The 14,502-nt window shown below is 34.6% G+C and carries 17 protein-coding genes; 5 read left to right on the top strand and 12 right to left on the bottom strand.

All coding sequences use genetic code 11. The features are described 5' to 3' along the window. Positions 1-177: 177 nt before the first annotated feature. On the top strand, positions 178-627 hold the full coding sequence (locus MKZ14_RS10070; RefSeq protein WP_016995322.1) for a hypothetical protein: 450 nt from the start codon (positions 178-180) through the stop codon (positions 625-627). 59 nt (positions 628-686) lie between these two features. Here MKZ14_RS10070 and MKZ14_RS10065 read toward each other — a convergent pair whose 3' ends face one another. From MKZ14_RS10065 to MKZ14_RS10050, 4 genes are all read right to left on the bottom strand, one after another. Next, positions 687-1,463 (bottom strand): basic amino acid ABC transporter substrate-binding protein, encoded by a 777-nt coding sequence (locus tag MKZ14_RS10065; RefSeq protein ID WP_339280890.1) that lies wholly within the window; start codon positions 1,461-1,463, stop codon positions 687-689. A 251-nt stretch (positions 1,464-1,714) separates the two neighbouring features. Continuing rightward, entirely contained in the window at positions 1,715-2,221 is a 507-nt protein-coding gene (locus MKZ14_RS10060; protein ID WP_339280889.1) for a hypothetical protein, read from the bottom strand. Then, entirely contained in the window at positions 2,221-2,700 is a 480-nt protein-coding gene (locus tag MKZ14_RS10055) for an RNA polymerase sigma factor (RefSeq protein WP_339281014.1), read from the bottom strand. Before MKZ14_RS10055 ends, MKZ14_RS10060 begins: the two co-directional genes overlap by 1 nt. Positions 2,701-2,887: 187 nt before the next feature. Then, positions 2,888-3,682 carry a nucleotidyl transferase AbiEii/AbiGii toxin family protein gene (locus MKZ14_RS10050; RefSeq protein WP_339280888.1) on the bottom strand — a complete coding sequence of 265 codons (795 nt, stop codon included), beginning with the start codon at positions 3,680-3,682 and terminating at the stop codon, positions 2,888-2,890. A 704-nt stretch (positions 3,683-4,386) separates the two neighbouring features. On the opposite strand from MKZ14_RS10050, the gene MKZ14_RS10045 reads away from it, so the two are divergent. After that, a complete protein-coding gene (locus tag MKZ14_RS10045) occupies positions 4,387-6,183 on the top strand; it encodes a UvrD-helicase domain-containing protein (protein WP_339280887.1) in 1,797 nt (598 codons plus the stop codon). 171 nt (positions 6,184-6,354) lie between these two features. Here the strand turns inward: MKZ14_RS10045 and MKZ14_RS10040 are convergent, their stop codons facing one another. The 3 genes from MKZ14_RS10040 to MKZ14_RS10030 all read right to left on the bottom strand — a co-directional run bounded on the left by MKZ14_RS10040 (position 6,355) and on the right by MKZ14_RS10030 (position 8,284). Then, positions 6,355-7,143 carry a class I SAM-dependent methyltransferase gene (locus MKZ14_RS10040; protein ID WP_333006678.1) on the bottom strand — a complete coding sequence of 263 codons (789 nt, stop codon included), beginning with the start codon at positions 7,141-7,143 and terminating at the stop codon, positions 6,355-6,357. Continuing rightward, positions 7,131-7,562 carry a BrxA/BrxB family bacilliredoxin gene (locus MKZ14_RS10035; protein ID WP_004228455.1) on the bottom strand — a complete coding sequence of 144 codons (432 nt, stop codon included), beginning with the start codon at positions 7,560-7,562 and terminating at the stop codon, positions 7,131-7,133. Before MKZ14_RS10035 ends, MKZ14_RS10040 begins: the two co-directional genes overlap by 13 nt. A gap of 245 nt (positions 7,563-7,807) precedes the next feature. Further along, positions 7,808-8,284, bottom strand: coding sequence for a hypothetical protein (locus tag MKZ14_RS10030; protein ID WP_258861010.1), 477 nt, complete (start codon positions 8,282-8,284; stop codon positions 7,808-7,810). Between the two features lie 161 nt (positions 8,285-8,445). Here MKZ14_RS10030 and MKZ14_RS10025 point away from each other — a divergent pair, with 161 nt between their 5' ends. Together MKZ14_RS10025 and MKZ14_RS10020 are read left to right on the top strand one after the other, a co-directional pair. Then, complete coding sequence (locus MKZ14_RS10025; protein WP_258861009.1) at positions 8,446-8,577, top strand: hypothetical protein; 132 nt, start codon at positions 8,446-8,448, stop codon at positions 8,575-8,577. A 349-nt stretch (positions 8,578-8,926) separates the two neighbouring features. Then, complete coding sequence (locus MKZ14_RS10020) at positions 8,927-9,268, top strand: hypothetical protein (protein WP_333006680.1); 342 nt, start codon at positions 8,927-8,929, stop codon at positions 9,266-9,268. A gap of 77 nt (positions 9,269-9,345) precedes the next feature. Here the strand turns inward: MKZ14_RS10020 and MKZ14_RS10015 are convergent, their stop codons facing one another. From MKZ14_RS10015 to MKZ14_RS10005, 3 genes are all read right to left on the bottom strand, one after another. Next, entirely contained in the window at positions 9,346-10,041 is a 696-nt protein-coding gene (locus tag MKZ14_RS10015; RefSeq protein ID WP_258861007.1) for a hypothetical protein, read from the bottom strand. Positions 10,042-10,500: 459 nt separating this feature from the next. Further along, complete coding sequence (locus MKZ14_RS10010; RefSeq protein WP_258861006.1) at positions 10,501-10,716, bottom strand: hypothetical protein; 216 nt, start codon at positions 10,714-10,716, stop codon at positions 10,501-10,503. Positions 10,717-11,827: 1,111 nt separating this feature from the next. Next, the gene (locus tag MKZ14_RS10005) at positions 11,828-12,160 is read right to left on the bottom strand and encodes a hypothetical protein (RefSeq protein ID WP_333006681.1); all 333 of its coding nucleotides are present in this window, start codon (positions 12,158-12,160) and stop codon (positions 11,828-11,830) included. 863 nt (positions 12,161-13,023) lie between these two features. Here MKZ14_RS10005 and MKZ14_RS10000 point away from each other — a divergent pair. Continuing rightward, entirely contained in the window at positions 13,024-13,281 is a 258-nt protein-coding gene (locus MKZ14_RS10000) for a hypothetical protein (RefSeq protein WP_333006682.1), read from the top strand. A 171-nt stretch (positions 13,282-13,452) separates the two neighbouring features. On the opposite strand, the gene MKZ14_RS09995 is transcribed toward MKZ14_RS10000, so the two are convergent. After that, the gene (locus tag MKZ14_RS09995; RefSeq protein ID WP_036080822.1) at positions 13,453-13,653 is read right to left on the bottom strand and encodes a hypothetical protein; all 201 of its coding nucleotides are present in this window, start codon (positions 13,651-13,653) and stop codon (positions 13,453-13,455) included. Positions 13,654-14,128: 475 nt separating this feature from the next. After that, positions 14,129-14,269, bottom strand: coding sequence for a DUF3953 domain-containing protein (locus tag MKZ14_RS09990; protein WP_274517284.1), 141 nt, complete (start codon positions 14,267-14,269; stop codon positions 14,129-14,131). Between the last annotated feature and the right edge of the window lie 233 nt (positions 14,270-14,502).

Below are 14,502 nucleotides of genomic sequence, written 5' to 3'. Positions count from 1 at the left end.
TAGGATGAATATGTAAATAAGAAGGATTGGAGCTACATAGGCTTCGATCTTTTTGTTTTTCCCTACCTCCTTTATGACTCTTCAAATGTTAAAACATCATGTGACTACACTTAAAGTATATTTATTAATTAGTTTCATTTACAGTATAGATAAGTAATTGAAAGTAGAGGTGTTTGGATGAAAACATGGACAAAGACTATAAACATAAATGCCCCCATCGAAAATGTTTGGAAATTACTTGATGGCTCTTTAGCTGATATGCAGAAGATTATGCCACAGGTAATTGAAAACAAGCCTGTAAAAGTAACGGAAGAAGTGGTTGGCAGTATTTATCGCCAAAAATATAAAGAAGGAAAACGTATCGAAGCGTATGATGTAGAAACATTGGAATATTCGAATACACCTGATAAAAAAATATTGAAAGTAGGCTTTGTACTCGCTAATTTGTTTGCAATTACGGCTTACTATGAATTAAATAAAATAAATGAAACAGAGACCTCCTTTACTTATTCCGTAACAAATAATGCGTTAAAATGGTTCGTCAAATTATTTTTATTGTTTGCTTCGGACAAAGTAGTCGTTGAATTTTTAGAACGGGTCAAGACAGTTGCTGAAGCGCAAGACTAGCACCTAAAAAATAAACCGTAGAACTCCCCATGAGGTGAGCTTCTACGGTTTATTTATTACTAAAAGTCTGAACCTGTAATTTCTTTTAACTTACCGTTTTCTTTAATCTTTTTAAGGCCTTCATTCAGCTTATCTAAAAGCTCTTTGTTCCCCTTTTGAACCATGAAACCATAGTATTCTTTATCGAAGGAATCATCTTTAATTACTTTGATTTTGTCATTTGGATGTGCCTTGATATATTCATAAACAACTGAATTATCACCAATCGCCGCTTCTACATTGCCATTTAGCATCTCTTGAATAGCAATTGGTTGATTTTCGAAAGCAAAAATGTTGGGACTAGATTCACCCTGTAGCTTCTTGGCAGCCATATGACCAGTAGCATTAATTTGTACAGAAATCTTTTTATCTTTTAATTCATCCAATGATTGGATCTTTGAATCTTCTTTCACTACGATTAATAATTGAGATTCGTAATACGGCTCAGTAAAATCAAATGTTTCCTTACGCTCGTCCGTAATTGTAATCCCTGCCCCACCAATATCTGTTTCGCCATTTTTAATTGTTTGGAATACAGGCTCCCATCCAATACTTTCCCACTTCACTTCAAAATCCATTTCATCTGCGATTGCTTGTAGCACATCCACATCAATCCCTACAATTTTCCCTTTATCATCGAGTGATACGATAGGGGCAAATGTAGCCTCAGTACCTACCTTATAAACTTTTTTACTATCTCCATCACCTGATGATGTATTGTCTTTCGAGCCGCAACCCGCTAAAACTAGCGTGAAAGCTGCCATAATTGTAAGCAACACCATTAAATTTCGTTTCATAGCCCATCCCCCTAGTATGATATTTTTTCCATAATACGTATTATTTTTCGCAATTCGGAAATGTAAGACTATTACGTAAATTATAGTGACAATATTCTCTTTAGACAATACTTTTTTGTATAAAAATAATCATTTCTTTATAAATAGTATTATTCAATCTCGTTTTTAGGATAAAAAGGAATAAATAGTTAACCGGAAGCTATACAAAAAAAGAATCTCCCTTAGGAAATTCTTTTTTAAGCATCTAATCTTTATCGTATTGGATGTTCAAAATTCCAATTTGTATAAATGGCAGCAGCCTGAACTGGGTGTGAGGAGGTATCTTCTGTATAGCCACCAATTAAATTACCTACTCTAAAAGTAGGCTCAAATAGCTGTTCCTCCTTAGGTGGTGCTGTCGGTCCATCTATTCCTATTTTTGTTTTGTCTGTCACGACTACTTCCATACCGTTATCCAATGTAAAGCTCAGCCCATCTTTTCCGACTTCTGTAATGGTCCCTTCGATATTTACTAGCGCACTTGCCGCAGGAGCTGAATGGTCCGCAACAATTCTCTCCGTCAAATCAATTGGTGTATCATGATTTATATTTACCATAGCAAGGACAGCAATCACTGCACAGGCTATTAAGCTTCCCACACTAATTCTTATTTTTTTCATAAAGGACCTCTTTTCATATTCCATCATCTCTTCCTGCATCTTACGCTTAAATTCCTCAGAAGCATGAATCTGCTTCATCACATTCTTATAAGCATTCATCATCCTTTGCTCCCCTCTTCTAGAATCGTTTTCAGCTTCATTCGTGCCCTTCTGAGCTTTGAGCCTACTGTATTGACGTTGATCTCTAATAAATCAGCCATTTCTGCCGTTGTATAGCCCTCGTAATAATGTAAATACACAATGACTCTCTCTTCTGAAGGAAGCTCAAAAATTTCAGTAAGAACCATCTGCTCCTCTTTTGCAATAAAGGCCATTTCGTCTGTAATGGGTACCGTCTTCTTCACACGTGAGGACTTAAAATAATCCTTGCACTTATTAAATGTCACCTTTATGAGCCAAGCCTTTAAATGTGCTTCATGAGCAAAGGGCTTGTTCTGCCTCATCAGTGTCATATAAACCTCCTGCACAATGTCCTCCGCCTCAGCCATATTTTTGGTCTGTTGCACAGCAATTCGTATGAGGGTGTCACTATATGTTTGAACAATTTCTTGCACACTTAAGCCAGCAAACTTTATCATATTTTTCACCTAACCTCCTTCATGACATAATACGATTCAACTTCAGCTATTCGTGCAACAGATACACTTTAGCTTACATTTTAATAAAAAAAGAGACCCTTCATTAGAATCACAAATGAATCACCCTTCTTAGCTGAATAGACATGCAAAAACCCGCAAACCGTAGATGATTTGCGGGTCCCTCTCTTCATTGCCAAGCTCGATTGTTCCATTGCTTGAAAAATTCGTCCTCAGCCAAAATAGCTTCATAAATAGGGATAAAGAATTGCTTCAAAATCCCTGTCATCTCGAGTGTAGAAGTTAGCTCGATTGTAAAATGATGTCGATCAAATAATTCCACAATATACGCCTGCAATCTTCGTCCTTCAATAGTTTGCGTTTGTAGCAATTGTTGTACTTCATTTATTGTTTTTTCTGTCTTTTCTAATGCTGGATACTGGTAAATTTCGATAAATTTTTGTGCAAGCACGAATTCTGTTGGATATGTATAAACCACCGCCGCCTTATTGTCTAGCAAGCTAGGAAAATTAATAGTCTTTGGTGTTATTCGCATGTTTTCTTTAAAGGTAATCCTTACTTCTATGTATACTGTCATTTTACCCAATGTAGCGGGTATGCTTAGTTGAATTTTATCATTCGATACGGACGATTCGATCCGCTGTGCATCCCATTCAATGCCATCCGCTGGTATTGCTAGTGAGCAAATTTCTTTAAAGGCCTGTTTCACTATATCATGTTGATGAACGCTTGCTTGCGCTGTCAGCGCGACTTCTTTGGAAGGCTTCACCAATCCATTTGTTAAAGCAAATAATAGTAGATCCCCATCTAGATAAAATTGATCTTCATAGGAGGATACGGATAGACGATAAAGCAGTCTTTCTTGGCAATAGCGTGATACTAACTGCTCCATATTGTCTTGCCGTGTAGCCATTTCTTCTAGTTGTGTCACTACATTCGTAGATAGCGTGTCGATATTTCCCATTGACATCCCTCACCTTTTTGATTTTTCTGATTTTTTAATGTAGAATTTAGATTTTTACTAAAATTCATGCTTTTATTATCACTTATTTATGGAAGAGAGTAAACGGTAATGTATACCAAAAAAGCCTGTCATGGTTGGACCTGACAGGCTTTAAAATTAGACAAGGGGCAGCCTCGCTATTGCGAAACTACCCCTTTAGTATTTATAGGTAACATTCTCGTAAATTGTAAAAGTCTCAACCCAATCGTCTGGGGAATATTATCTTGAAACCAAATTCGTTTCATCACCGCGGTAAAATTCCACTGTGTGCCTTCTAACTTAAGCAACGCAAACCCTACCATCTTTTGCGTCCTTGCAGCCCCAAAGCATGCGCCAGTGTGAATAAGTATCTACAAAAACAAAAAGCAGAATGCCAGATTACGGAAATATGCTACCTAAAATAGCACGTGTTCTATTATAGCACAACAAATTTAATATGTAAAACTAAATATATGGAACATAGTTTTATGTATATTTCCACTTTTTTCCGCTCTGATTATACAGCTTAATATGCTTATAAAGCTTTGCTGAAGGTTCGTAATCTAGATCCCAAATGTTTAACTTTGGATAATACCAATTTACTACAAGACTAAAGTTGTGTTTTTTTACAATATATAGTATATTTTAAATATTGCATAATATACTAATATTTGGGGGTTAAAAACTTGCTACATATCATACCAAATGATCTTCCTACCTTAACTAAGGGTGAGCGCAGTATGCTCAATAAAATTAAAAATCTATATAAAGCACAAAAAAGCGATGCCTACCTCTACATTCAACCCAAAATTAAAAATCTTATTCCAGATTTTATTTTGATTGATTGTTTAAGGGGTGTAAGTATTTTGGAAGTGAAGGATTGGAGTATTGAATACCTAGCATCTTGGACTCGTCTAGAATTTAAAAATATCCACGGTGAGAAATTAGAAAATCCTGTATTTAAAGCCGGTCAATACTATAAGTCGCTAGAAGGTTTATTCTCAATGGATGATAGATTATACAACGCGCAAGGTGAACTCGATGTGAAGCTCTCTTCCTATGCTATTTTACCTCATCTAAAAAGAGCTGCCTTTGAAGAAAATCACTTAGCAGATGTTTTTGATCAAAAACCTGCCAACTATCTACTTTCAGAGGATTTAAACATTTTAGAAATATCAGACCTATTTTCAGAAATTAAGCCTGTGAGTCCTCAATTTTTAAAGATAATTAGAACCATTATTTTCCCAGAAATTCAAATATTATCTACAAACGAAAATTACACTCAGGAATTAATCACTGCATTAGATGCCGAGCAAGAACGGTTTGCCAAAAATATCTCATATGGTCATTACATGGTAACAGGTGTTCCTGGCAGTGGAAAAACAGTTATGCTTTTAGCAAGAGCTATTCATTTACTTAGAGAAAACCCCGATTGGAATATTCGTATTCTGACATACAATAGAAGCTTAGCCACAAAACTAGAGCAAAAAGTTAAAAGCTTAGCAGAAAATTTATCATTTTTAGATATACATGTTGAGAATATAGAAATTAGTACCTTTCATAAATTTGCACTAGATGTAGCTCATGTCCCTATTCCCAAATTATCTGGTGATGAACAGCAAAAATGGTGGGACTATGATTTGCCAAGTTTGTCCTTGGAAAAAGCAAAACCAAAATATGAAGCAATTTTAATTGATGAATACCAAGATTTTTTAGACGATTGGATCCGTTTAGCCGTTCAAAGCTGTAAACCTTTTAAAACTTTTGATAGTAAAAAAGAAGAAAAAATCAGCATTAATTTATTTTTAGCTGGTGATCGCTTACAAAGTCTCTACCGTTCAACAGATACACCTTGGACAGAAATTGACCCTATTTTAGACATGCGCGGCAGAAGTAAATTACTAAAAAAAGCCTATCGTTCTGCCAATGAACACATTGATTTAGCTCTGCAATTTTTAAGTGTAGATGATAAATTAAAGGCTGAGGTAGAGAAGTTTTATTGCCCCATGAAGGAAATTGAGTATGAGAATTCGGTTGAAAATGGCATTGGTACTATTGAAGGAGAACTTGAAGAAGTAGCTATAAAGATTGAGGAATTGATTTATAAAGTTGGCTATACTCCAAACGATATAATGGTACTCTGTAAAGATTGGTATAGAGCTCAGGCTTTTATCAATGCACTTCCAAAAGTACTACAAGCAAAAGCCGAGATAATAAAGAAAAAAGCATCGACTGAGCAGAAAATTATTGTGACTACTTATCAATCAGCTAAAGGATTAGAAGCTCCAATTGTATTTTTATTGGATACAGATAGATTCATCTCTACTTCTGTAAAGGAAGAAGCATTGAAATACCGAAAAACCATGTATGTAGGTATTACAAGAGCTTCTGAGCAATTGTACATTCACGCTGAAAATTTCTATAAAGAATCCTATGCAAAGGAAATGAAGGCATTGCTTCAACAAACAATACCTGTTCCTTAAATTAAGAAATCTTAAAAAACTAGAATTTCCGAGAAAAAATTATATATAAATGAACATTAGAATTTTATTTACAAAAGCTCAAGGAATTATAAATGGAAAAAATCAGTATGTTAGGATATTTCTCCTAACATACTGTTCTATTTTTCGTGCTAGCCATTTATTAGATCTTGTTCAGACCTCTAACACACCATAATGAAATTTTGCAGTTATCCGTTCATGCTGCTGAAAGCCATAGGTCGCAAACCACTCTGAGCGAAAATGTGCCTTTAACACCACACGCTTTTTCGCTACACGCTTGGCTTCATTAACCCATTCATCGGTTAATGTGACATGCTCCCCTGCTAGCCGTAGTGCCTGAAAATTATTGGCCTCTTCAATAACCTTCTCAAACATCGGGTCCATATAGACTACATCAAACGCATTGTCTGGTAGGGTTTTCAAATAGCGAACAGCCTCAGACTGTATTACCTCGATGTGTCGCATACAGGCAGTTAATGGTAGCTCGGATGTATCATAGGCTTGCATCCCCTGTCTAACAATAAACGCTACATTTGGATTCGCTTCCAGTCCCACAACACGACCTGCTTCACCCACTGTATAAGCCGCTAAAATGGCATCTGCAGCTAAACCTAATGTACAATCCAACACCGAATCCCCCAGTTGAAGCTGTGCCGCTTCCAAAAAAGGCTCTGCCTCACCTCGGGCCACACGCTTTAATCGAAACGCCGCAGAATTGGGGTGAAAGAAAAACGGCTCCTGCGCCCCATAGGCATAATACTCGAAGCGATTCTTGCCCGCCACGATCACATGTGCTTGTAACTCCTGTGAAATCTTGCGAACAGAGCGCTTGTTTCGTGGCTCAAACGCAGCACCTAATTCTTGACACGCAAAAGCAGCGAGCGCCATCGATACATCGTCTGGTCTGCCCGCTGTCGTCACAATCGTTTTTAATTCTCGCATGTTTGCTCTAACACGCCAGTTAAATGAGAGACAATCTGCTCCACAGGGAATCCCTCAATTTGTTCACGTGGGATAAAGTAAGCCAACTCCCCATCCTTTAAAATCGCCATAGATGGTGAGCTAGGTGGCACATCCTCAAAATAACCACGCATCGCCGCAGTCGCCTCTGGATCCTGCCCCGCAAACACCGTCACAAGATGATCTGGCTTCACCGCTGCTATTGCCTCACGCGCCGCTGGACGAGCAAGCCCTGCCGCACAACCACAAACCGAGTTAATCACCACTAACGATGTTCCCTTCGTCTCCGCCATAAATTCATTCACCGCATCCGCAGTCGTTAGCTCCGTAAAACCAGCCTCCACAAGCTCCTCACGCATCGGCTTCACAACCTGCTTCATATATTCATCATAAGCGTTCATGCTTTTACCCTCTTTCCTATGTATTCGCAAAGCTTATTATAGCAAGGTTTTCTGTGAATGTACAAAGACATGCTTTTTGCTTGATTTCGTGGGTTTTTGGGGGGAATGTGACTTTTTTGTGTAACGGATAGTGGTTTTATTCGGGGTCGTTACATACCTAAAAAATGGATCTAAATGGGATGTAACTGGATCATTGAGGAAAAATGACCAGGCTTAATGATCATTAAATACCTGGTCACTTCTATTTAATATTGATTTAAAGCACATTCAATTTCAGCTATCCAAGTTTTCCCGCCATAAACGACAAAGGGTGTTTCACTATCTTTCCTATCAAAAATCTTAATTCTTTGAGAGATAAGAAGATTTAAGCCAAGCTCAGCACGATCTACATCCTTCAATCTAAGTTCCCAATATAAATTAGGATTAATATTCAAAGCATGAGCACAAAAAATAAGGCGTTGATTGGTTAATAACAAGCGCCCTCCATCCGATTTAGTTGCACTATAATAAATGTTCGCCATTCCAGAGCGTATTGGTAGCTCATTCGTACCCATCTCAATTTCATGGAAAAAAATCTTTTTATAAGTTGGTTTAAATTCATTTAGATCATATTTAAATTGTTTCGAATCAGTGGTGATGATGTAACTCCCACAGTATTCACATGACTTATTGCTTGGGTTAAAAACTGCAGCACAGTTTGGACAATTCAAAGCTTTCACCATGCGTCATCTCTCCTATTATGGATTTATATAGAGTATACTTTGAATCCTAAAATATACCAAGAGTTTCTCAACAAAAAGAGTGGTTCTCTATAAAATAAAAACCACTTGATATATATACCATTTGATTTACAATTAAATAAAATTATAAAGGATGATGACATATGAAACTTACAGAAAAGGTAGAAGCAGTTATTAAGGCTGCACAGGCTGTTAAAGATGGTGAGGGCGAACATACGTCGTATCGTATTTTTAAGGAGTGTGGGTTACACAAGGGGCAATTAAACGTTATGTAGATGGTGTTAGCGACATTAACCGTATGGGATTAGGAGTAGCTGAAAAGCTTGGTGAATACTATGATAATCACTTAGCAAAATAAATGAAAAAACTTTTATAAATCACTTGGCTTCAATCGAAGTATAAACCGTATGATGAATAAACAAAAAGGACCAGGTACAGTTCACTATCAATTGAGCTCCTTGTCTTTTGTTTATATGGCTAATAAGAAATTCTTCTACCTAAGTTTTTAGTGCTTAATTAGCGAACCTCAAGATCAGATACCCCTTCACACTTCAATTATTTACCAATACAATATTAGATATCAAATGTTATTGATTAAGAATAAACATTTTAAGGAGGGAAGAAATGTCTAAAAAAGCAGCTGGAAGAGATCTTACTCAAGAAGAAATTAATAACATATTAAGCAAAAACAATAACAAAACAATTGGTCGTCTTGCAACTGATGAAGATATTAAATTTATTGAAGAAGAATTAATTAAATTTATACAAAAGAATTCTTATCCTAACACTTCTGATCAACAATATATTGTAAGCTTACAAAAACTACTCGATCATATTTCCGACTATAATGTAACAATTAATGATACTTTCTCTGAAAGTATTATTTGTACTTTTAAATCAAAAGAAAAAAAATTAATTACTGATGATTTAATCGACATTCAATTCATAACTATTCATAAAGAATGAATTAAATTTTGTAAAACCCCTAAATAACAACTTTTACAAGTTATCATTTAGGGGTTTTTTTAGTTCAATTCATATACCTATTCGTAATAGAAAGTCCCATTAACTTGACTTACAATCCCTTTAGATGCTGTATCAATGACTTTACCATCTCTTATTACTGCTTCTATCACCATTTTTGCAGGATTACCAAAATGAGCCACTGATTTCAATCCAGATACTTTGGTAATACCGTATTTTACATTAGCTTCATTAAAGGGCTCTGAAAACATTAGAATCCACTGGTTTGCCCCTGGTGATAAAGACCACCCCTTTATATTCCCCCCAATCTGATCAATTGTTGTGAAAGGAATTGTACTTTGTACATGTGCCTGTGCTTCAAAATTAGTTTTATTGCGGTAGAAATTTTGGAAACCAAGATTTCCTGCTCCTAATGCCATTGACATGATGCCAACATTATCAGTAGGAATATCTTCCTGAATTGCAATATCAGTTAAATTCAATTCTTCAAGAATTTTTGTTAAATCTACTTCTTTCGCTGGATTTTCTTCTAACTCTTCCAGTGATTTATTAACTATTAGTTCAAACTCTGCTACAGTTGCAGCTCTTTGATTGTCTATATTCGAAAAATTACTACGATCAAGTATTGCATTTATTTCATCTTGTGAAAGCATATCATCCAGATCTGTTTCTGAACTAGCAAAAACTGATGTAGGGACTATTAACAAAATCAATCCCAATATTAAACTTGTAATACTAAACTTTAAAAATTTCATTTCCTTGTAACTCCCTTATTTATGTACCAAATCTTAAATAGATAAGAAGATTCAGTTTAATTATTTTTTCAATGCAAAAGTAACGTTACTAATTAAAAAATCCTTTATACTCGAGTTACTTTTATACTATCATTCAAAAGAAATTTAAATCAACGTTTAATTCACGCCATTTTCCTCAAAATTCTCCGTCACTTTTTGGCGTGGAATATACTAAGACCGTCAGATAACGCCATTAAGAACGCAATATTTTGGCGGTTCTTATAAAACAAAATGATACTAAAGTTACATTATCAACATTTACAAAACATATTGTTTGACCTTAATTACATTGTAGTTACTATTCATTTTGTAATCTTAAAATAACAATTTGTACTTAAATATCTGTTGACAGTATATTGACTTTCTGATAATCAAAATAAAAAAAGGTCCGTTAACTTAATTGTTAATGGACCTTAGTTGTTAAACACTACGTTGTGCAATGATGATTTTTAAACCTTCAAAATCACCACTTGTCATAGTGCCATTATCGAATTTCTCCAACCAAGATTTATCGAACAGTTTTTTGTCGACTGATTGTTGAATGTAATCACGTACTGCAGCTTTTGCGGTTGTGCTAGTGAATTTCATAGTATCATCATCCTCTACAATTTGTTGTTCTGATTCATTTGATTCCATAGCTTCCTCTATGTGTTTCAAGAAGCTATTCCAACGATCTTCTGCCAAAATACGATGAGGACAATATTTCCCTGACCAATCCTTCTAAGGGGAAATTTCAAGAATTAAAATTGAGGTGAGTTAAATGACGTTCGCATCGTTTGGATTAGTATGTATACCCATTTTTTATCTTTATCAAATTATCTTTTACTTCTCTTTTAGAAAAAAAGAACCTAAAGAATCCACCTTAAAGTATTACAAATTTACATGCGTGACCAATTTTTTGATTTTTTGTGCGACTAGTCCATTAGGACTTTTTATCGGTGTTATGGCAACTGATAGTGGAGAATTCCCTATGGTTTCATTCGGGTTTTTATCCATCACTGTTTTACCATTACTTTTCTTCATTTGGTCACTAAGAGATTTTTTAATTTTACATAAAAAGTAAGATAAGCAGTAAATAAAAACATAAAAAAGCCCCGGCTCAACATTATTTGAGTACCTGAGCTTTGGAAATGATACATGTTTAGTCATTCTTTTTATCTCTGTTTTTATCAAGAAATTCAAATACTACGAAAATTATACCCATAAGAATTGTAAATTTAAGTGCCTTCATAAATGATTCATCAAAAATAAAGTAAGAACTTATTAACAAAACAAAAATAGCAGCGATATATCTTAATAAAGCTCTATACATCTGTTCCTCCTTTATCCAAACTCTAAAACTAGTAAGTAAACACTTAATTTTTATGCCTTATTAATATTATTAAAAAATCGGTTCAATAACAGTCGATTTCGCATAACGTGTATTTCTATCGACAATATCCCCTGCAGCATTTGTTATGTTTTCATATCTCATTATTTCATAGTCACCTAAGAATTGCCCATTAGTTGGACTAAATGAACCAGGGCCTAACTCTCTCCAAGCATGTGTTGAAGTATAGTATACTTTATCCGTTGTCCCACCATTTACAAAGAAGAAAGTTCCAACCGCTGCTACTACAGATCTTACAAATTTATTGTAGATACTTGTAACGTTAATTAAATAATACGATACTGCTGCAGCGACATTTACTTTACCAGCTTTTTCAATTGTAGTACTACCATATTTGTCGTAAAGCGGATTATGTACCTAATTTGTTGGATACGTAGTAGCAAATGGAGAAATTTGATTAATGGTAATTTCTTGTGAGTTTACTTCATTTAAAAAGCTTTTTTCTACTAAACCGTTTGCTTCTTCCACCAATTCAGGAGAAGGATTTTTGAGGATAATTATATTTTTTTCTATAGTATATTCTATTCCATTTTCATCTAAGGTATTAATTACCCTTTCATTAACACTAGAACTTTCTTGAAAAACAATGTTTTCAATTGTGTGATCTTCATTACTACTAGCAAAAGCCGGAGTTAGATTAAATGCAAAAAATAAACAACTTATTAGCAAGTATGAAATTGTTTTTTTCATTGTATAAATCTCCTTTTCCTTATAGTTAATCTAGTTGCTATAGCAATTTAGTAATCCTCGAGTTAAACTCATCCTACCATTTCTCAAAATAGTAATTCAACATTATGTTTACGCCACTATCTGACGCCTATAACGCCATTTTTTGGCGGTGTTAAATTAATTATTTAGAAAGTACGCCAAATCACGCCACTTATACCGTCATTATTTGGCGCATTTTTTATTATTTTATATAATAAAAGCAACATTTTTAGTGAAATTCAAACTATATAGCCGATTTAATGTAGTTTCTATTAACAAACGTTAATAGTACTGTTAATTGTTTAATTATTAATAGCATTGAATTATTCTTTGCTTGTACAGCGACTTCTCACTTTACTTAGAGCTCTATTTCACATCACAAATTACTTGTTAAATTGTATCCCTCCTATCAACAAACTCATCTAGTTTTAATAGGGTCTTCCACAATAAATATTCTTTACCTATTACTTTTTTTCCTTCTGTAATTCAAACCATCCGTTCAATATATATTGTTATTGCAAATTTTCATATTCAATATATGCTTCTTCGGCAGTGGTAGTTATGATAGTTTATATCCAACTGACTTAATACTGTGTTCTTGATAGTATTTCTCCACGTTTTTTCAATGCTTACTGGTGCCATCATCTAATCTGATTAAACCTGACAATCAATTACTAATAAAAGTAAATATACTAAATATTTTCAAGTTCAGTACGATAACAACTATGGAACTAAAAATGTAATTAGGAAGGTGATAATTTATCATGATGACGACCAATTTCTCTACTATGCAATATTTAATGTCACGAAAGTCCTCGTCTAAGTATTATGGGTTGACGCGACAAATGAGCAAGGAAGTTAAAGCTACATCGAAAGAGGATCAAGAAAAAATAAATAATGTAAATAAAATTCTTGAAGAAAGTAAAACTTCTAAACTATCTAGCAAACAAATTGAAACGTTAAAAAGTGCTGTAAAGCAAGGGTTATTAGGATCTAGCTCGAATCATTTAAGCCCATTAGGTACGTACAACTATAAAAAATCTATCGCAAGTTCGAATTCAAACTTACATTCAACTTTGAGAGCTTATCGAAATTCTATCTAGTTTTTAAACACCCTTTAACCTATTAGAGGGTGTTTTGTCTCGTAAGACAGGTTTCATATCATGGTATTCAATTAACCAAATTCGAACATATGTGTGCTTTTAAATCCTTATCCCCTTTTAAACGTCCATTATATAAAAAGGATCACTTCATAACAGTGACCCTTTCAACGATTATTTAAAATTCTGTGGTTTTACCACTTTAAATGAAGCAACTTCCCCGCAGTTTTTACAAAAAGTCATTTGGAGTGGTGACCCTACTGCCATAATCGCTCCAATAGGTCGTATATTGCCTTGGCTTGTAGTACCACCCACCTGTCCAATCGTAAATTTATCTCGACCACAAGCCTTGCAAACTATTTTTTCATTCTCCATCATATCACCTCATTTTATGTAATTTATGTAAATTATAACATATAAATATCTGGTATAAGCGATGAGCGGGTCTCCCCATCAAATCTATAAAATATCTAGGAAAATAATGAAGAAGAAGAAGAAGATATTCTTATTATTCATTTTGTTATTGCTTGTAGCGTGTAATGAAACGGAGGAAAAAACATTTGCATTTCCTGATGAAATCCAAAAAATAATTGTGATGGGACAAGGTGCATATCGTGAGGTAAAGTGACGAACAATTGAACATGCTGAGGACATTGACAGAATAAAAAATGCCATGCAAATTTTAACTGAATCCCTTACAGATGAAGGTCCATTCTATTAGTTGGAAGTGATTTATTACACAAGCTCAAATAGAGGGCGATTTTATCTAAATGATATGTATTCTTTGAACAAAGAAGCGCTTCCAGCTTTCATTAAACTGATTGACAACAATTAACAGACTCCACTTCCTTTAAATCAAGACAAAGCTTTGAACGGACACATAGATTGAAAATATAGATACCCCCATTAGAAACCAACCATAAACTGTTTGCTGTTTTTGAAATTCTTGAATACCTAGCGTGAACATGAAGAAGCCTAAGAACAATATCATGAGGTAATTCAATTGGAAATCTCTTGTGATTAGTCCGTAAACTGCGAGAGATATGCCTGTGATGGAAAAAATAATTTTTAAACAATTTAACATAGCTTTCCACCTCCACTTTTAGTTTATCATACACTAACTCAAGGTTATAGCTACCTAGAAAGACATTGGCATAACTACATTTCCATAGAAAAAGGCATATGCTCATCCGCAGATTGATATGCTCCCCATTAGGTAGACAG

This window comes from Lysinibacillus sp. FSL P2-0066 (assembly GCF_037969495.1).
GTDB lineage: Bacteria > Bacillota > Bacilli > Bacillales_A > Planococcaceae > Lysinibacillus > Lysinibacillus boronitolerans.
The sequence above is the reverse complement of the archived record's forward strand: the minus strand, read 5'-3'. Positions and strand labels throughout refer to the sequence as shown.